At 63.9% G+C, this 16,789-nt stretch carries 19 protein-coding genes; 8 read left to right on the top strand and 11 right to left on the bottom strand.

What is annotated here, in order from left to right:
* The first annotated feature begins 268 nt into the window (after window positions 1–268).
* Window positions 269–775, top strand: a complete 507-nt coding sequence (mscL, locus tag ACQY4S_RS11110) for a large-conductance mechanosensitive channel protein MscL (RefSeq protein ID WP_428485264.1) — start codon at window positions 269–271, stop codon at window positions 773–775.
* A 292-nt stretch (window positions 776–1,067) separates the two neighbouring features.
* On the opposite strand, the gene ACQY4S_RS11115 is transcribed toward mscL, so the two are convergent.
* Window positions 1,068–1,334, bottom strand: coding sequence for a DUF1150 family protein (locus tag ACQY4S_RS11115; protein WP_428485265.1), 267 nt, complete (start codon window positions 1,332–1,334; stop codon window positions 1,068–1,070).
* Between the two features lie 84 nt (window positions 1,335–1,418).
* Entirely contained in the window at window positions 1,419–1,901 is a 483-nt protein-coding gene (locus ACQY4S_RS11120; RefSeq protein WP_428485266.1) for an Hsp20 family protein, read from the bottom strand.
* Window positions 1,902–2,070: 169 nt separating this feature from the next.
* Here ACQY4S_RS11120 and def point away from each other — a divergent pair, with 169 nt between their 5' ends.
* The 3 genes from def (at window position 2,071) to truA (ending at window position 4,503) form a co-directional block, all read left to right on the top strand.
* The gene (gene def / locus ACQY4S_RS11125) at window positions 2,071–2,640 is read left to right on the top strand and encodes a peptide deformylase (RefSeq protein WP_428486258.1); all 570 of its coding nucleotides are present in this window, start codon (window positions 2,071–2,073) and stop codon (window positions 2,638–2,640) included.
* Window positions 2,641–2,644: 4 nt separating this feature from the next.
* Complete coding sequence (fmt, locus tag ACQY4S_RS11130; RefSeq protein ID WP_428486259.1) at window positions 2,645–3,565, top strand: methionyl-tRNA formyltransferase; 921 nt, start codon at window positions 2,645–2,647, stop codon at window positions 3,563–3,565.
* Window positions 3,566–3,726: 161 nt separating this feature from the next.
* On the top strand, window positions 3,727–4,503 hold the full coding sequence (truA, locus tag ACQY4S_RS11135; protein WP_428485267.1) for a tRNA pseudouridine(38-40) synthase TruA: 777 nt from the start codon (window positions 3,727–3,729) through the stop codon (window positions 4,501–4,503).
* Between the two features lie 24 nt (window positions 4,504–4,527).
* Here truA and ACQY4S_RS11140 read toward each other — a convergent pair whose 3' ends face one another.
* Window positions 4,528–4,824: a hypothetical protein gene (locus tag ACQY4S_RS11140; protein ID WP_428485268.1), complete on the bottom strand. Its 297-nt coding sequence runs from the start codon at window positions 4,822–4,824 to the stop codon at window positions 4,528–4,530.
* A 420-nt stretch (window positions 4,825–5,244) separates the two neighbouring features.
* Window positions 5,245–5,646 (bottom strand): hypothetical protein, encoded by a 402-nt coding sequence (locus tag ACQY4S_RS11145; RefSeq protein ID WP_428485269.1) that lies wholly within the window; start codon window positions 5,644–5,646, stop codon window positions 5,245–5,247.
* Here ACQY4S_RS11145 and ACQY4S_RS11150 point away from each other — a divergent pair.
* Entirely contained in the window at window positions 5,617–8,364 is a 2,748-nt protein-coding gene (locus ACQY4S_RS11150) for a type ISP restriction/modification enzyme (RefSeq protein WP_428485270.1), read from the top strand. The genes ACQY4S_RS11145 and ACQY4S_RS11150 overlap by 30 nt on opposite strands.
* 21 nt (window positions 8,365–8,385) lie before the next feature.
* Here ACQY4S_RS11150 and ACQY4S_RS11155 read toward each other — a convergent pair whose 3' ends face one another.
* Genes ACQY4S_RS11155 through dapD form a run of 4 tightly spaced genes read right to left on the bottom strand, consistent with a single transcriptional unit; the run spans window position 8,386 to window position 11,481 of the window.
* Window positions 8,386–8,952, bottom strand: a complete 567-nt coding sequence (locus ACQY4S_RS11155) for a hypothetical protein (RefSeq protein ID WP_428485271.1) — start codon at window positions 8,950–8,952, stop codon at window positions 8,386–8,388.
* Window positions 8,949–9,518 (bottom strand): hypothetical protein, encoded by a 570-nt coding sequence (locus tag ACQY4S_RS11160; RefSeq protein ID WP_428485272.1) that lies wholly within the window; start codon window positions 9,516–9,518, stop codon window positions 8,949–8,951. The genes ACQY4S_RS11155 and ACQY4S_RS11160 overlap by 4 nt, the downstream gene beginning before the upstream one ends.
* Entirely contained in the window at window positions 9,515–10,645 is a 1,131-nt protein-coding gene (dapE, locus tag ACQY4S_RS11165; protein WP_428485273.1) for a succinyl-diaminopimelate desuccinylase, read from the bottom strand. The genes ACQY4S_RS11160 and dapE overlap by 4 nt, the downstream gene beginning before the upstream one ends.
* Entirely contained in the window at window positions 10,642–11,481 is an 840-nt protein-coding gene (dapD, locus tag ACQY4S_RS11170) for a 2,3,4,5-tetrahydropyridine-2,6-dicarboxylate N-succinyltransferase (protein WP_428485274.1), read from the bottom strand. The genes dapE and dapD overlap by 4 nt, the downstream gene beginning before the upstream one ends.
* A 172-nt stretch (window positions 11,482–11,653) precedes the next feature.
* On the opposite strand from dapD, the gene ACQY4S_RS11175 reads away from it, so the two are divergent.
* Entirely contained in the window at window positions 11,654–11,986 is a 333-nt protein-coding gene (locus tag ACQY4S_RS11175; RefSeq protein ID WP_428485275.1) for an FtsB family cell division protein, read from the top strand.
* 318 nt (window positions 11,987–12,304) lie between these two features.
* Here the strand turns inward: ACQY4S_RS11175 and ACQY4S_RS11180 are convergent, their stop codons facing one another.
* Together ACQY4S_RS11180 and pdxH are read right to left on the bottom strand one after the other, a co-directional pair.
* Window positions 12,305–13,171, bottom strand: coding sequence for a universal stress protein (locus ACQY4S_RS11180; RefSeq protein WP_428485276.1), 867 nt, complete (start codon window positions 13,169–13,171; stop codon window positions 12,305–12,307).
* Between the two features lie 79 nt (window positions 13,172–13,250).
* Window positions 13,251–13,847, bottom strand: coding sequence for a pyridoxamine 5'-phosphate oxidase (gene pdxH, locus ACQY4S_RS11185; protein WP_428485277.1), 597 nt, complete (start codon window positions 13,845–13,847; stop codon window positions 13,251–13,253).
* 156 nt (window positions 13,848–14,003) lie between these two features.
* On the opposite strand from pdxH, the gene ACQY4S_RS11190 reads away from it, so the two are divergent.
* Together ACQY4S_RS11190 and ACQY4S_RS11195 are read left to right on the top strand one after the other, a co-directional pair.
* The gene (locus ACQY4S_RS11190) at window positions 14,004–15,170 is read left to right on the top strand and encodes an acyl-CoA dehydrogenase family protein (protein WP_428485278.1); all 1,167 of its coding nucleotides are present in this window, start codon (window positions 14,004–14,006) and stop codon (window positions 15,168–15,170) included.
* Between the two features lie 281 nt (window positions 15,171–15,451).
* Complete coding sequence (locus ACQY4S_RS11195) at window positions 15,452–15,745, top strand: hypothetical protein (RefSeq protein ID WP_428485279.1); 294 nt, start codon at window positions 15,452–15,454, stop codon at window positions 15,743–15,745.
* A 56-nt stretch (window positions 15,746–15,801) separates the two neighbouring features.
* Here the strand turns inward: ACQY4S_RS11195 and ACQY4S_RS11200 are convergent, their stop codons facing one another.
* Window positions 15,802–16,527, bottom strand: a complete 726-nt coding sequence (locus ACQY4S_RS11200) for a maleate cis-trans isomerase family protein (RefSeq protein WP_428485280.1) — start codon at window positions 16,525–16,527, stop codon at window positions 15,802–15,804.
* Between the last annotated feature and the right edge of the window lie 262 nt (window positions 16,528–16,789).

Here is a 16,789-nt window from a genome sequence, read left to right on the forward strand (position 1 = left end):
GTCCCGGCCGGATCAGTGACGTCTGCCCGATGAAGCCGCGATCCGCTGAAACGCGCAGGACATGATAATCATGAAACACAACGGTCATGATGCCGCTAGTGTTCGCCGAACTTGTCTGGCCCTTCCCGTTTGGCTGTTCGTGGCCACTTATTCATGTCTGGCCATGGATTCCGCATGCCGGCGACGCGTCCAGTTCGGATGGCGGTAGTCTGGTTTCAGGCTGGGAAACGTGATCACATTCAGTCAATGCCAAGGGGGCCAAACAAACATGCTAAGACCAAAGGCACCGTCCTGGATGTCGGAGTTCCGCTCCTTCATCATGCGCGGCAACGTCGTCGATCTCGCGGTCGGCATCATCATCGGCGCAGCTTTTACCGGCGTGGTCAGTAGCCTGGTAAAGGATGTCTTCAATCCGTTCCTCGGTCTGCTGACCGGCGGCCTGGATTTTTCCAATCTGTTCATTCCAATGAACGGTCAACATTACGCCAATCTGGCGGATGCGCAGAGAGCCGCCGCGCCGACACTGAACGTGGGATTGTTCCTGAACACGATCATCCAGTTTCTGATCGTCAGCTTCGCGGTGTTCTGGATTGTGAAAGTGCTGACGAGGATGAATATCCGGCACGAGGCAGAGGCACCGGTAACCCTACCGACAAGAAGCGAGGAGCTTCTGGAAGAGATCAGGAATCTCCTGCAAAATCCCGGCATGGAGGACCGAGCGGCAGTGAAGCTGCCCAATCGTGCGACAGCCAGTCCGCCTGGATCGCCGATATGAACACAGGCATTAGAAGAGCAGCCGCAGGTAATCCGGAATAAACCAGTCTTTTCAAATACACAACTTGGTCGCGGTGGTGGTACTATGGCCACTGCTTGCAGCCTGCCGTGCCAATGGAGCAGACCCGTGCGGGCCGATGAAGCAGCGCCTCGTGCGGGTCAGCTCTCACTGACCCAGCCAAAGAATAAAGCCTAATCCATGTTGCTACGTTTTGACTTGGCGGTTGCGCGCAGGGCGTCTTAGCGCCCTGCCCCATCCTTGTCGCCGCACCCGGTCCCTGCTCGGAGCGGTATCAATGCACCGAAAGTGGTTGCATCTCATGTTGCACAATAGCGGCCAGAGCCACATCACGATCACCAGCGATTGCCATCGGTGTGCCGTCGGCTGCGTGAATGGCAAAGCCCTGCTCGCCGTTCACGACCACACGCTTGACGTAGGCAATCTGCGAGACGCCGAGCGCGCCGAGTTGTTCAGCGGACAGATGGCGGATGTCGAAACTAGCAACTTCGTTGGCTGGTGCCGCCGGGGACTCCGAGCGATCGCCCGAATTGATGTTCATGCTCTCTACTCCTTGCAATCAGCGGCCTTCTTCAAGCACCGCCACACTCATTACACTTCGCCCAGCGGCGGAGCGTGACTTCGGTCATCCCTGCTCCGGCCTGCTTTCCACCACTGGCCCGTTTTCCGCTCCATTTGGTCGCAGCGCCGACCCGACGCTGTTCCGCGTGATGGGGATGGTTTTCACCCGCACCTCCGGTTGAGGCTTCGCCAGGTCAATATGGAGGAGCCCACTGTCAAGCCAGGCACCGCGTACCTCGATTCCCTCGGCCAGAACAAACGACCGTTGGAACTGACGTGCGGCAATGCCACGGTGGAGGAAAATTCGGCCTTGACTATCATCGGTCTGTCGGCCTCGGATCACCAACTGGTTGTCTTCCTGGGTGATCTGAAGATCATCCATGGTAAAACCGGCAACCGCGAGCGTTATCCGCAATCCTGTCGAACTGATCTGCTCGATATTGTATGGCGGATAACCGTCGGATGACGTTTTCGACGCACGCTCGAGCATCTGCTCGAGATGGTCAAAACCCAAGAATAACGGCGAGGTAAACATACGAGTGGTCAAGGCCCCCTCCTGCGAGCGAAGCAGCTACCGGGACCCGTTCTGGCATCCCGGCACTCCCTCATCTTGGATTCAGCGACCTGACTTGCAAGGGGATATCGAGGCCCGGGCCACGCCGGCGCAACCGCTGCCGTTGATTGACGCGGGCGGCGCCGCTACATCCATCGTCAGAATGAACAATCCCGCCATCTGCGTGCAGCCCGACGCTGATACGCCAGAGCTTTTGCCGATCCTGATTGCGCCCAACCCGATCCTGAAGGCACGCGCGCACGCCGTGCAGCCGGGGGACATCGAGCGGGTCCGCAGCCTGATTCCCCGCATGTTCGGCTCGATGTACAAGGCCCCTGGCATTGGCCTTGCCGCGCCGCAGGTGGGCGAGAGCCTGCGGGTCGTGGTGGTCGACCTGATGCCGAACGACCAGCACCAGCCATACGGCCTGATCAATCCGGAAGTCATCGCCACCAGCCAGGAACTGGCGACGCGTGAGGAAGGCTGCCTGTCGCTGCCGAACCAGTTCGCCGACATCACCCGTCCCGCCAAGGTCAAGGTACGCTACCTGGATTTATCCGGCGCGAAGCGGGAGATCGAGGCGGAGGGTCTGTTCGCCGCCTGCCTGCAACACGAGATCGACCACTTGGACGGCGTCCTGTTCGTCGATCATTTGTCCATCTTGAAGCGCAACATGATCATGCGCCGCCTGGCCAAGGAACAGCGCCAGAAGCGCGATGAACAGAAGCGGTAGCACTCTGCGCCTGGCCTTCATGGGCAGTCCGGATTTCGCGGTCCCGGCGTTGCACGCGCTGCATGCCGCCGGCCATGATATTGTCGCGGTCTATTGCCAACCGGCCCGCCCGGCCGGGCGCGGCCAGGCGCTAAGACGCTGTCCGGTCCATGTCGCGGCCGAAAACCTCGGCCTGCCGGTTCGGACACCGGTTCGGCTGCGCACGGACCCGCCGGCGCAGGCCGCGTTCGCCGCGCTGGACCTGGATGTGGCGATCGTCGCCGCGTATGGACTGATCCTGCCGCAGGCGATGCTCGATGCGCCAAGGCGGGGTTGCCTGAATATCCACGCCAGCCTGTTGCCGCGCTGGCGCGGCGCGGCACCGATCCAGGCAGCGATTCTGGCCGGGGATCGTCAGACCGGGATCACCATCATGCAGATGGAGGCGGGGCTTGATTCGGGTCCGATGCTGCTGTCGCGGTCGGTGCCGATCACTGACCGGACGACTGCGGCGGCACTGCACGACACGCTCGCCTCGATCGGCGCGGAGCTGATCCTGGAGGCGTTGTCGTCCGCCCCCCAGCCCCAGCCGCAGCCGGACGACGGGGCAAGTTATGCGGCAAAACTCGGCCGCGAGGACGGGCGGGTGGACTGGACCCAGCCAGCCGAGGCGATTGACCGCCAGGTGCGCGCGTTCGACCCGTGGCCCGGCACGTTCACGATGCTGGATGGTGTGGCGCTGAAGGTCCTGGCGGCTAGATTGGCGGTCAGGCGGGCGGATGAGGCCGCGGCGCCCGGAACGGTTCTCGACACCGCGCTGACCATCGCCTGCGGGACCGGTGCGATCCGGCTGACCCGTGTGCAGCTTCCCGGTCGAGGGCCGCTGGATGCGGCGGCATTCCTGCGGGGCCACCCGGTTGCCCCTGGCACACGCCTGGGCGGATGAACAGTCACCCGAGGCGCTGCCTGGACCGACCGGATCAAGCTGAGCGAGCAGACTGGCCTTCCACGCCCAGCCTTCCACATAATGACGATGCCAAGCGATCGTATTCCGCCTGAAGCGCTGTTTGGGCCATACACCGCAAGGCGCCAGCGAAGGTCTAAAGCATGACCCGCTGGGCGCTTTTGCTCGAGTACGACGGCACCGGCCTTGTCGGATGGCAGCGGCAGGCCCAAGGCGTTTCCATCCAGGGATTGCTGGAACAAGCAGCCGAACGGCTGAACCACAACGCGCCGGTCGCCTGCATCGTCGCCGGCCGCACCGATGCGGGTGTCCATGCCGAAGGCCAGGTTGCGCAGATCGATCTTCCCGATGGATATCGGCCGGAAAAAGTGCGCGATGCGTTGAACTTCCACCTGAAGCCGCATCGAATCGTGGTCGTCAGCGCCGTGTCCGTCCCGGCCGACTGGAATGCACGTTTCACCGCCAATCGCCGCACCTACCGCTATCGCATCCTTAATCGCCGCAGCCGTCCCGCGCTGTTGGCCAACCGGGTGTGGCACGTCGCCGCCCCGCTCGACGCCGACGCCATGCACCACGCTGCCCAGCGCCTGCTCGGCCGGCACGACTTCACCTCGTTCCGTGCCGCATCCTGTCAGGCGAAATCGCCGATCCGCACGCTTGACCGGCTGGATGTCCATCGCGATGGCGACATCATCGAGATCAACACGGCGGCGCGCAGCTTCCTGCATCATCAGGTCCGCAACCTCGTCGGCACACTGAAGCTTGTCGGCGATGGGCATTGGCCGGTGCAGCGGGTGACGACCGCGCTGCAAGCCAGGAACCGGGCCGAGGCGGGTCCGACGGCACCCGCGGAAGGGCTGACCTTGATGGCGGTTGGCTATCCGGACGATCTGTTCCGAGGACCTGGGCAGACGACTTAAGCGGGCAAGCCGACTGATCTTCACCTATGGCGGAGCAGGCACATTCCCAGCGTCCTGTTCGGCCGCAGTAAAAAGACGCTCGGTTTCCACCATGATGGCAGCGGCGAGACGTCCGCCCTCTTCGCCGGTGAGGCGCGCCAGACCAAGAGCACGCAGCTCCTCGGCCATCGCCGCCGCGGCATCCGGCCACGGCAGGCGCTGCGCGAGGCGCAATCGCGCCAGCAGGTCGGCGAGTTCGGCAAGCGGCGGCCGCTCGGGTGGGGCCACTGGTGCGGGAGGCTCGGTGAACAGGTCGGACTGGCTGGGGGCGAATCGGCGCATGTCCGAAGTATAGCAGCGTCCGGCTGCCCGCCATAAGGCCGCACGCATGCGCGACCGAAAGCCATGATCCTGAAACAGGAGTCTGTTGCGGCACGGACTCAAAACCGGTGATAATCATTCATGCCATCGCAAATCCTCTCTGATTATTTGGCAGAGATTGCACGTATCCGCGCTACGCGCGCTGGCACTGGAGAGATCAGCTACTACGGCGCGCTCGCCGGGGCGCTGAACGCAGCCGGGCAACGGCTGAGGCCCCGCGTGTTCTGCGTGCCCAACCTCCGCAACCGGGGGGCGGGTTTTCCCGACATGGGCCTGTTCGTGGTGTCGCGTGGTCATGTGCCGGAGGACTGGCCTGACGGGCAACCGCCCGAGCGTGGGGTGGTCGAGGTCGACGATATTCCGGCCGAACTTTCGGTGAAGTTAAGCAGTGCCCAGGTGCGCCGCTATCTTGATGCCCACGGGCTGGTGCTGGTTACCAACTACCGCGACTTCGAGCTGCTGGGCCGCGACGCACGGGGCCAGGCAGAGCGGCGGGAAAGCTTCAGCTTCGAGTGCGACGACGCGGCTGCATTCTTTGCGCTGGCGCGCAGTCCACGCCGCCCCGTCGGCCAGGCCGCCCGCTTCGCCGAATTTCTGGAACGCGTGCTGCTGCACCAGGCGCCACTGGCTAAGCCGGAGGATGTCGCGTTCTTCCTTGCGTCCTATGCCCGCGACGCGCTGGCGCGGGTGGACGAACATGCCAGCCTGCCCGCGTTCGCCGAATTGCGCGGCGCCTTGCAGGAGGCGCTGGGATTGCAGTTCGAGGGACCAAAGGGCGAGCATCTGTTCCGCAGCACCCTGGTTCAGACGCTGTTCTATGGCCTGTTCAGCGCCTGGGTGGAGGTCGCGCAGGACGGTCAGGCGGTATTCGACTGGCGGGCGGCCGGCTGGAACCTGCACGTTCCTTTCGTTGACACGCTGTTCGAGCGCATCGCGCGGCCTCGGTCGCTGAAGCCGCTGGGACTGGAAGAACCGTTGTCCTGGGCGGCAGCGGCGCTGAACCGAGTCGACCGCATTGCGTTCTTCACCCGGTTTGAGGAGGCCGATGCCGTCCGCTATTTTTACGAACCGTTCCTGGCGGCCTTCGATCCGGACCTGCGGAAGGACATGGGGGTCTGGTACACACCGCGGGAGATCGTTCGCTATATGGTGGAGCGGGTGGATCAGGTGCTGCGCAGCGAACTCGGGATACCGGATGGGTTGGCCGACCCGTCGGTATGGGTGCTGGACCCGTGCTGCGGCACCGGTGCGTATCTGGTGGAGGTGCTGGCCCGCATTGCTCGCACCTTGAAGGAGAAGGGTGAGGATGCGCTGACGGCGGATGATCTGAAGCAAGCGGCGATGACTCGCGTCGCCGGATTCGAGATCATGCCGGCGCCCTATGTCATCGCCCATTGGCAGGTGGGTCACGCGCTGCGAGCGGCTGGCGCCCCGCTTGGCCCGGAGGAACGCGCGGCGGTGTATCTGACAAACGCTCTGACCGGTTGGGCGGCGCCGCAAGCGGGGGCCGGGCCAGGCGACGCACAACATGGGATTCGCTTCACCTATCCGCCGTTGGCGGATGAGCGCGATGAGGCAGCGCGGGTGAAGCAGGCGAGGCCAATCCTCGTGGTGCTAGGCAACCCGCCTTACAACGCTTTCGCTGGCACCTCACCCGCCGAGGAATCTGGGCTGGTTGAGCCTTATAAGGAGGGACTGCAACGCGACTGGGGAATCCGCAAGTTCAACCTAGATGATCTTTATGTGCGGTTCTTTCGGATCGCCGAACGGCGGATTGCTGGGGGGACCGGCCGGGGGATTATTTGTTTCATTAGTAACCACTCTTGGTTGTCGTCGCCGTCCTTCGTGGTCATGCGTCAGCGTCTACTTGCTGAATTTGATCGCATCTGGGTCGATAATCTTCATGGGGACAGAAAAAGCAGCGAACGTGGCCGTGATGGACGCACCAGTGAAACTGTTTTTGCAATGAGAGGAGCTTCTTTAGGGATCCAGCAAGGTACGGCGATTTCCATGCTTGTTCGTACTCCAACAAGAGCGGCAACAACGCAAGTCCTCTTCAACAACCGTGCGGATGCTTCTGATGCTGGGGAACGACGCGGTCAACTACTGGCAATGCTTGAGTCATCTGCCTTCGATGAGCATTACGATCAGACATCGCCAGTCGCGCAAAACCGATACTCATTTCGCCCTGCATCAGTTGCCGCGGATTATCAGTCATGGCCGCCGCTTCCTTATATAGCGGCCCTCGAGCCGTTCAGCGGCGTTGTGGAGAAGCGCCATGGCGCGCTGCGATCGCTGGACAGATCGGAACTTGCTGATCGGATGCGCCGTTATTTCGATCCGAAAATATCGTTTGAGGAATTGAAGGTACTTGGCATCGGTCCGGTGGAAGATATGGCGGGATTCAAAGCCTATGACGCTCGAACGCGCCTGCTGAGAAGCGAAACGTTTTCCGAAAAAAATTTACGGTTACTCGCACTATATCCGTTTGAGGTCAGATGGGCTTACCATACGAATGTCCAACAAATTTGGAACAGGTCGCGACCTGAACTCTCGGCGCGCGCATTTCCCGGGAATGGTTTCGTAGTTGCACGCCTTCGCGCCCGGCGACCTGAGGAGGGTTTTCCGCTCTTCTGGACACCGGTGCTTCCAGGCGATCACATTCTTGATCCCAACGCCCATCCGATGCCAGTCCTAGCCGATCCCGCAAAGGCCAACCTCTCCGTTGTCGCCCGCGGCTGGCTTGCCGCTCTTGCCCTGCCCAATCCCGATACAGATCACGCCATCGCCGCCCTCCCCTGGCATCATGCCCTCGCCATCGGCTACGCACCCGCCTGGCTGGCAGAGAACGGCGATGCCATCCGTCAGGACTGGCCGCGCGTCCCGCTGCCGGACAACGCCGATCTGCTGCGCGCTTCCGCTGCGCTCGGTGCTCGGGTCGCAGCCCTATTGGACCCCGATACGCCGGTCGTGGGCGTTACGACTGGTACGCTCCCGCCCGCCATCCAGATTATTGCGGTGCCGTCGAAGCGCGGCGGCGGTGCGATGGCCGAGGCCGAGCGTAGGCTGACAGCCGGATGGGGTCATGCCGGCAAAAGCGGCGCCGTGATGGCCGGTCGTGGCCGTATCAGCACACGGGACTACGCACCAGAGGAAGCAGCCGCAGCGGCAGATGCCGCCTGTCTCGGCGCCACAACCCACGACGTGTTCCTCAATCAGGATGCCTACTGGCGGAACATCCCCGAAACCGTCTGGCGCTTCACCATTGGCGGATACCAGGTCCTTAAAAAGTGGCTGTCCTACCGCGAGCAACCGCTGCTCGGCCGTGCGCTCACACCAGCGGAGGTACGTTACGTGCGCGACGTGGCGCGCCGCCTCACCGCCCTCCGCCTGATGGCACCGGAACTTGACGCCAACTATCGCGCATGTGCGGCCACGCATCGCCCGCTAAACGGCGTTCCGATCGCCGAGAGCGTGATGACGGTAAAGCATGACCCATAGCCGGATCGGCTGCTTCGGCGATTATCCGCCGATCGCCATCGCCACCGTGGCCAGCAAGATGCCAATCAACTGATCCAGCAGCACCAGCCCGCCCGCGGTCGCCGCCCCGATCCCGAACGCCAGCCGGGTCGCATACCATTCCAGCCAGAGTGCCCAGCCGATGGTGACCAGTTCGCACGCCTCCGCGATGACCGATGGCGCACCGAGCAGGCCCGGCAGGCCGCCAATGATGACCAGCACGCCCTCCACGACGTTGCACCAGTTCCAGACCGCGATGAACCTGCCCCAGCGCTCCGCCCGGCCAAGCGTCGGCGCCAGAAAGTGGGTAGCCTCGACGAACACCAGCCAGCCCAGAATGAAGATCATCATTTCCCGGCCCATCAGATGGGCAGGATCGGCCGGCATGCCGACCTCCGCCCACGACATCAACAGCCGGCAGACCACCGAGGGGATGCAGAAGGCAATCGCCCAGAAGCTGCGCGTGGCGCTGTCCCGGTCGCCGGACACCAGGATGACGCCATCCGCTCGTCCGCTCGCCAGACGCAGCGCGCCCTGAAGTCCGGCGGCGACCGTTGCAAGCGCCTTCATCCCTGCTCCGACACCAGCAGACTAGGCACCATCACCGCCGCTACGGTGCCAGTGTTCACGATCAGAACCAGCAAGACCGCGCGCAAAGCCGACAGCGCCAGCGCCTTGCGGGCTAGGAACCAGTGCAGCCACAACCCATAGGCACCCAGGAAGCCGACCAGGACCAGGCTGGCGACCGTCTCGGTCACGCCGGCGTTGACTGCGACGCTCAGCGGCAGCATCGCCACACAGGCGGCGACCGGCAGGATCCACTCGCACCAGTTGAACGCGGTGGCGAAGCGGAACCATGCATCCGTCCGTTTCCAGAAGCGGGCAAGTTCGTACGACAGCACCGCGGGCGTCAGCAGGCCACAGATCGTCATCGCCAGACCGGTCAACGCGCGGCGCGGTCCCTCGGTGAACAAGCCAAGGGCGGCGCCGACCAGGGGGAACGCGATCAACGGCGCGAGGCTGGCCAGGAACGATTGCACGCTGCCGCCGAAGCAGCCGATCCCGTCCGCCCGGCCGCGGGCGATGCGAAACATGCCGACGATCACGCCGGGCCGTACGGCTGGCCGCTGGCTCATCCCAGGAACGCCGCGATCACGTCGCGATAGATCCGCGCCAGATCGCGCAACTCAGTGACCGGCACGCATTCGTCGGTCTGGTGCATGGTCGCGCCCACCAGGCCGAACTCGGCCACCGGACAGTCGTTGGCGATGAAACGCGCGTCAGAGGTGCCTCCGCCAGTGTCCAGCTTCGGCTCGATCCCGGTCGCGCCGGTGATGGCGGAGCATAGGACCTCCACCAGCGGCCCGGGTTTTGTAACAAAGGACTCGCCGCTGATCGATGCATCCAGGTCGAAGCGGTCGGCATATCGGGTCAGGGTCGCTCGCACCCAGGCAGTCAGGGAGGCACCGCTGTGCCGATCGTTGAAGCGGATGTTCAGCGCCGCGCGCGCCGCGGCGGGAATGACATTGGTGGCGCCATTGCCAACGTCTATGCTGGTGACCTGAAGCGTCGAAGGCTCGAACCAGTCGGTGCCGGCATCCAATGGGGCCGCGGTCAGGGCGGCCAACGCCAGCAGCAGGCGATGGACAGGGTTGTCGGCGCGGTGCGGATAGGCAACGTGGCCCTGCCGGCCATGCACCTCGATCTTCATGTTCACGCTGCCGCGCCGGCCGATCTTGATCATGTCACCCAGCCTGGCCGGGCAGCTCGGTTCGCCGACCAGGCAGAAATCGGGGATCTGGTCGTGCGCGCGCATCCATTCCAGCACCTTGACGGTGCCATCGACAGCGAGCCCTTCCTCGTCGCCCGTGATCAGGAAGCTGATTGAGCCATTCGGTGTTCCGTTCGACAGATGTTGCGCGGTTCCGGCGACGAAGGCGGCGATGGCGCCCTTCATGTCGCAGGCGCCACGGCCATACAGCACGCCGTCTCGCACCTCGCCCGCAAAGGGATCGCCGCCGCGCCAGGCGGCGGAACCAGCCGGCACCACATCGGTATGGCCGGCGAAGCAGAGGTGCGGGCCGCTCATGCCCAGGCGGGCGAACAGATTCTCGATGTCGCCAAAGCGCAGCCGGTGGATGGTAAAGCCCAGCCGTTCAAGGGCGCCGGCCAGCACGTCCTGCGCCCCAGCATCTCTCGGCGTGACCGAGGCGCAGCGGATCAGCGACTGCGCCAGCGGCAGCGGATCGAGCAGGTCGATCAATCGCGCAACAGCTCGTTAATCGAGGTCTTGGCCCTGGTCTGCGCATCCACGGTCTTGACGATCACGGCACAATACAGTGACGGTCCAGGCGAGCCGTCCGGCAACGGCTTGCCGGGCAATGAACCCGGCACGACCACGGAATACGCCGGCACCCGGCCCATGTGGATTTCCCCGGTCGCACGGTTGACGATCCTGGTGGAGGCGCCGATGAACACGCCCATCGACAGCACGGCGCCGCGTTCAACGACGACGCCTTCCGCCACTTCCGACCGGGCGCCGACGAAGCAGTCATCCTCGATGATCACCGGGTTGGCCTGCAGCGGCTCCAGCACGCCGCCGATGCCGACGCCGCCTGACAGATGGCAGTTGGCGCCGATCTGGGCGCAGCTTCCCACTGTCGCCCAGGTATCCACCATGGTGTTCCGGCCGACCCAGGCGCCAACGTTGACGAAGCTGGGCATCAGCACCACACCGGGTGCGATGAAGGCGGAGCGGCGGACGACGGCGCCAGGCACCGCGCGGAAGCCGGCCTGCCGGAAGCGGTTTTCGCCCCAGCCGGCGAATTTCATCGGCACCTTGTCCCAGACCGGCGCGCCGCCCGGTCCCTCCATTGGCGATGAGTCGGTCAACCGGAACGACATCAATACGGCTTTCTTCAGCCACTGGTTGACCTGCCAGCCGGCATCGGTCTTATCCGCGACCCGTACGTCGCCGCTGTCCAGCGAGTCCAGCGCCGCTTCCACGGCGTCGCGCGCCGAACCCTCGGTGGCGGCGGACAGGCTGTCACGCTGTTCCCAAAGGTCCTCGATCGGTTGCTGAAGGCTGTGTTGGGGCATACCGCGGTGGTTCCTGCTTGACGCGGGCGGACGATGCGCAGGCTCCCTTGTCCTGTCAACGCGGAATGGGTTCGGCGACCGGGCTGAACGAATTCAGTTCGCGCCCGCGGACGTTTTTCGATGCACCTAAGCGCTTGTTCAGGCTAGACGCTGCGGTGTCAGGTTGGAGCAAATGATGTCAATCGGGCTGAAACTGAAGCGGCGGTGCAAGACGGTGCTGCCGCCGACAATCTTCCTGTCCCTCACCGCCTACTTCGCCTGGAATGCGGCGCAAGGAGACCGGGGCCTTGTGGAATATGCCCATCGACAGGCGGTTTTACGTCAAGTTGTCGCGGAACAGGCCGCGGCAAAGGCGGAGCGGGACGGCTGGCAAATTCGTGTGGATGATCTACGCCCCAGTCATCTCAACCCCGACACGCTGGATGAGCGTGCGCGGGCCATGCTGAACCTGGCTCAACCAGACGAGGTGATCATCAAGCTGGGGCCGAAGGACAAGCTGTTCTGACGCATGCGGTTGCGGCAATCGATGTGCCGCCTCTTGCCTGTGTCAGATGCAGCATCGTCGGTCCAACCCACCATGGCGGGCCAGAAACCTTATAAGCGTTGAAATGGCAATCAGCGCGCGCTGGTTAGCACCGTGTCAGGGGCCGGCGACGCAGAACTTGCGGTGCTGGCCGCGGCAAAGTCGTAAATAGGCGGTCTCTGCCAATCATGAGGTGGAGGCATGAAGACCGCCTTCAAAGCGCTATTTCAACACCTATGGTGCCAAAACCTCCTGACCGGCCTGAGGCGGGCGCGCTGCGTCTTGAAGGCAATCCGAGCCTCAACGGTTCATCATCACCGGCAGCGAGGAGTTTTCCAGCACATGCCGCGTCACGCCACCCAGGATAAGCTGTCGCAGCCGCGAGTGGGAGTAGGCCCCCATCGACAACAGATCGCAGCCGAATTTGCCGGCGGCGGCCAGCAGCCCGGCGCCGACCGATCCGTTGATCGACCGGAAGGTGATAATCTCCGCGTGAACACCATGCAGTGCGAGATAGGCTGCGAGGTCCGGCGAACCCGGTCCGCGCCGCTGGTAGCCATCCGCCGACAAGATCGCGACGGCCTCGGCGCGCTGCATCCAGGGCATGGCTGCCAGAACGGAGGAAGCCGACTCGGCGGTGCCGTTCCAGGCCAGGCAGACGCGGTCGCCGATGCGTGCAGGCGCCGTCCGCGGCGCGATCAGCACCGGACGGCCGGAATCGAACAGCACCGCGTGCAGCGCGTCCGATGAGGACACGTCTTCCCCTGACTCGGGATGCGGCACCACGGTCAGATCGGCCAGGCGCGCCTGCTGGGCGACAATGTCCTCTTCCCGGCCAGTGACGGAGGCAAAGCTCGCGGTGGCATGGTCGAGGCCGACATGCGCTTCCTGCACGGTGACTTGGTGGCGGGCGACGAAGCGCTCGAACATCGAGCGGACGGCGTAGGCACGATCGGAACTTTCCTTCTCGGTGGCCGACATCATTTCCTCGATCATCGCGCCGGACAGGCCCTCGCCAGCCAGCGGCGCGACATCGCGGCTATCGACGCGGACGTGCAGCGCGGTGACATGCGCGTTCCAGTGGCGAGCAACGGTCAAGGCGGAGGCCAACGCCGCCTCCCCGGCGGCGGTTCCGGTCAGCGGCAGCAGAAGCTTGCGTATCGCCATCGTCAGCTCCATCGGATGTGGTTCTGCATACAGAGCAATGCAGGTTTGCACTGAAAGTTCAAGTGTCTTAATGCGGTGATCAGGGGAACAGCTTCGATTGCGTCCAGGTCCCATCGGCATCGCGCCGGTACAACGTACGGTCGTGCAGGCGGAAGGGCATGTCCTGCCAGAACTCGAACGCCGTCGGCAACACGCGAAAGCCGGACCAGTAGCCTGGCCGGGGTATCTCGCCGGGATAGCGCTGTTCCATCTCGGTCAGCCGGTCTTCCAGGACAGCCCGCTCGGCCAGCGGACGCGACTGCGCCGAGGCCCAGGCGCCGAGGCGGGAGACGCGGGCGCGGGTGACGAAGTAGGCATCCGCTTCGGCGTCGGTGACGGGCTCGACCGGGCCCTCGATGCGGATCTGGCGGTGCAGCGACTTCCAGTAGAACAACAGGAACACGCGGGGATTGGCGGCGATTTCGTCGCCCTTGCGGCTTTGCTTGTTGGTGTAGAAGACAAAACCGCGGTCATCGACGCCCTTCAACAGCACGGTCCGGGCGGAGGGGCGGCCGTCCGGCGTGGTTGTCGCCAGGATCATCGCGTTAGCGTCGTTGATCTCGGTTTTCGCGGCCTCCGCCATCCAGGCATGGAACTGGACGAACGGCGACGGGTCGGGGATTGGGGCTGCCGGCATGGCCATCACCTTTGCGGTCAGGACGTGTTGGCGCGGATAAGGTCATTCGGTGCAATCCGGCAAGTGGTGATCCGGATCGAGCGTATGGCGTTCCGTGCGTGTTGCCAGATCACCGGAAATCACCATAAGCACATCAACGCTCGTCTGGAGGATGCCATGCAAGAGACCCTGCGTCCCGACCCGCACGCGGAAATCCGCGAGGAAGTCCGCAAGCTGTGCGCCAAGTTTCCCGGCGAGTACTGGCGCAAGCTGGACCAGGAACGTGGCTATCCCACGGCGTTCGTCCAGGCGCTGACCGAGGCGGGCTACCTCGCCGCGCTGATACCCGAGGAATACGGCGGCGCCGGCCTGCCGCTATCCGCCGCCGCGGCGATCCTGGAGACAGTGCAGGCGGAGGGCTGCAATGGCGCGGCCTGCCATGCGCAGATGTACATCATGGGTACGATCCTGCGGCACGGCACCGACGCGCAGAAGAAGACCTATCTGCCGAAGATCGCCACCGGGGAACTGCGGCTGCAGGCGTTCGGCGTCACCGAACCCACCTCCGGCACCGATACAACCGCGCTGCGCACCGTCGCGCGCCGGGAGGGCGACCACTACGTCGTCAACGGACAGAAGGTGTGGACCAGCCGAGCGGAGCATTCCGATCTGATGCTGCTGCTGGCGCGGACGACGCCGCGGGACCAGGCGGCGAAGCGGACCGAGGGGCTGTCGACGTTCATCGTCGACATGCGGGCGGCGCTGGGCAATGGGCTGACCATCCGGCCGATCCGGACGATGATGAACCACAACTCGACCGAGATCTTCTTCGACAACATGATTGTGCCGGCGGAGAACCTGGTGGGGATGGAAGGGCGCGGCTTCCGCTACATCCTGGACGGGATGAACGCCGAGCGCCTGCTGATCGCGGCGGAGTGTATCGGGGACGCGAAGTGGTTTTTGCGCAAGGCGGTGGAGTATGCACGGGACCGGCAGGTGTTCGGCCGGCCGATCGGGCAGAACCAGGGGATCCAGTTCCCGTTGGCGAAGGCATATGCGCAGATGCGGGCGGCGGAGCTGATGGTGCAGGCGGGATGCGAGAAGTTCGAGGCGGGCGAGACGCCGGGCGAGGAAGCCAACATGGCGAAGCTGCTGGCCGCGGACGCGTCCTGGGCGGCCGGCGAGGCATGTCTACAGACGCATGGCGGGTTTGGCTTTGCCGAGGAATATGATGTGGAGCGGAAGTATCGCGAGACGCGGCTGTATCAGGTGGCGCCGATCAGCACCAACCTGATCCTGTCGTATATCGCGGAGCATGTGCTGGGTTTGCCACGGAGTTATTGATGCGACTGCCAGCAGACGGCGCCGCCATCCTGTTCCGCTATGGACGACATTTTCACATCTGCGAACTTGAGCGAGTGTCTTTGGCTGGCCAAGCCACGACAATGCGGTGCGGAGCACGGTGGCCGGCCGTGACGAGTTGATTGCCGCAAGTGCCGAGGATGCACGCCATGCGGCTCGTGCAGACGCCGGCGCAAAAGTAAGTGTCGGTGGCCAGGCTGCCCGCGCCCGCAACTTACCGACGTGTAGCGGGTTGAAGACTGACACCAGATAGGACGACGGCGATGACCAAGAAAGTGACGACGCGCAAGAGCGATGACACGACCACCAGCAGGGGCACGGTCAAGGGCCACCACCCCAAGCCTGGCGACGATGTCGTTGAAGGTGGTGTGGCGCCGGCCCCGACAGAAGGCCATGGCGCTCCCAGGGGCTCTGCTTCCAAGGCATCCGCCGAGGGGGCGATAGAAGGCGACGACACCAGCACAGCCACGGTGGGCAAGCTTGAGAAGGAACATGCGGCGGAAATAGGCGGTTCAAAGACGCAATCGGGTCGTGGTCACCGCAAGCACCAGGACTGAATTGAACGCGTCGTCGGCAAGGATCAGGCCGGCACGCTGCTAGCAGCGTGGTATAGCTACAAGCCGGCAAGCAGACGCCCATAGCCTCGCCGCGGGCTCCGTACGTTGGCGATACGCAACGCATTCCACATCATGGCAGAGGCGGCGGAGATTACCGGTTTGCCGAGATCGTCCTCCAGGGCCTGGAGCATCGCCAAGGTTGGCATCCCGGTGCCACTGAGGAAGATAGCTTCTGCCTCCGGTCGATCAGCCTGCCTGCCGACCGCATAGGCACGCTCGGCCGTCTCCTCGTAGATGTTGCGTACCGCCTCCAGCCGCGCCACGCCCACCACATCGAAGCCGTGTAGCGCCAGATGCGCCCGCCCCTGCTCCGTCAGATCGGCATCGTATGGCGTAGCATAGGCAATGCGCCCGACGCCAAGGCATCGCAGCGCTTCCAGCACGCACCCGAATGCTGTCACAAACCGTGTACCCAATGTGGATTCTTGCCGATGGACCAGGGCCGCCTCGGCCTCCCGGCCAAGCGTATAGCTAGTCGCGGTGTGAGCCATGACGATGACCTGGGGAGAGATCATCGCCAGCAGACGCGTGGCTTCGTCCAGGCTGGCGAGCTGGCTGCGATTGCGTTCCTCCTGGCCGCCATGGGTTCCAGCCGGCCCGCTGGCCGACATGCGGGTGAAATGCACCGAGACCCCTGCTGGGGTGAGCTCCGCCATCTCCGGTTCCACCGTCGGATTACCCGGCGGCACGAGGAACCCGATCCGCGCCCTCCACCCCATCATTACAGAAATTCTCCGATCGGACTTGTCGCCCTCATGTTAATCAAGATAGCGGACATGGATCCTGATGACGATAGACTGTCCGATTCAGACGTAACGTCCGTTCTTGAGCGGCCGTCCGGGTGCAAGCCGGCGCGCTTGGGTTTCATCGCCTTGACATCAGATGGAGCGATCGCACCTGCAACTTTAGTCCTTCCACTGTTCAGGAGCCTATCATGGACGTTCATACGATTGGCCACATCGGCACGTGGGTTTCCCTTGCCAT

The sequence above is a fragment of the Rhodopila sp. genome, assembly GCF_965276935.1.
Taxonomy (GTDB): Bacteria; Pseudomonadota; Alphaproteobacteria; order Acetobacterales; family Acetobacteraceae; genus Rhodopila.

Excerpts from the sequence above, each read along its gene's own strand:
- ACQY4S_RS11140 (WP_428485268.1), bottom strand. The coding sequence starts at position 4,824 with ATGCGCCGATTCGCCCCCAGCCAGTCCGACCTGTTCACCGAGCCTCCC.
- pdxH (WP_428485277.1), bottom strand. The coding sequence starts at position 13,847 with ATGCCGGCAGCCCCAATCCCCGACCCGTCGCCGTTCGTCCAGTTCCAT.
- ACQY4S_RS11180 (WP_428485276.1), bottom strand. The coding sequence starts at position 13,171 with ATGGCGATACGCAAGCTTCTGCTGCCGCTGACCGGAACCGCCGCCGGG.
- ACQY4S_RS11160 (WP_428485272.1), bottom strand. The coding sequence starts at position 9,518 with ATGAGCCAGCGGCCAGCCGTACGGCCCGGCGTGATCGTCGGCATGTTT.
- truA (WP_428485267.1), top strand. The coding sequence starts at position 3,727 with ATGACCCGCTGGGCGCTTTTGCTCGAGTACGACGGCACCGGCCTTGTC.
- ACQY4S_RS11195 (WP_428485279.1), top strand. The coding sequence starts at position 15,452 with ATGACCAAGAAAGTGACGACGCGCAAGAGCGATGACACGACCACCAGC.
- ACQY4S_RS11115 (WP_428485265.1), bottom strand. The coding sequence starts at position 1,334 with ATGAACATCAATTCGGGCGATCGCTCGGAGTCCCCGGCGGCACCAGCC.
- dapD (WP_428485274.1), bottom strand. The coding sequence starts at position 11,481 with ATGCCCCAACACAGCCTTCAGCAACCGATCGAGGACCTTTGGGAACAG.
- ACQY4S_RS11200 (WP_428485280.1), bottom strand. The coding sequence starts at position 16,527 with ATGATGGGGTGGAGGGCGCGGATCGGGTTCCTCGTGCCGCCGGGTAAT.
- mscL (WP_428485264.1), top strand. The coding sequence starts at position 269 with ATGCTAAGACCAAAGGCACCGTCCTGGATGTCGGAGTTCCGCTCCTTC.
- ACQY4S_RS11190 (WP_428485278.1), top strand. The coding sequence starts at position 14,004 with ATGCAAGAGACCCTGCGTCCCGACCCGCACGCGGAAATCCGCGAGGAA.
- ACQY4S_RS11155 (WP_428485271.1), bottom strand. The coding sequence starts at position 8,952 with ATGAAGGCGCTTGCAACGGTCGCCGCCGGACTTCAGGGCGCGCTGCGT.
- def (WP_428486258.1), top strand. The coding sequence starts at position 2,071 with ATGAACAATCCCGCCATCTGCGTGCAGCCCGACGCTGATACGCCAGAG.
- ACQY4S_RS11175 (WP_428485275.1), top strand. The coding sequence starts at position 11,654 with ATGATGTCAATCGGGCTGAAACTGAAGCGGCGGTGCAAGACGGTGCTG.
- ACQY4S_RS11145 (WP_428485269.1), bottom strand. The coding sequence starts at position 5,646 with ATGCTCGCCCTTTGGTCCCTCGAACTGCAATCCCAGCGCCTCCTGCAA.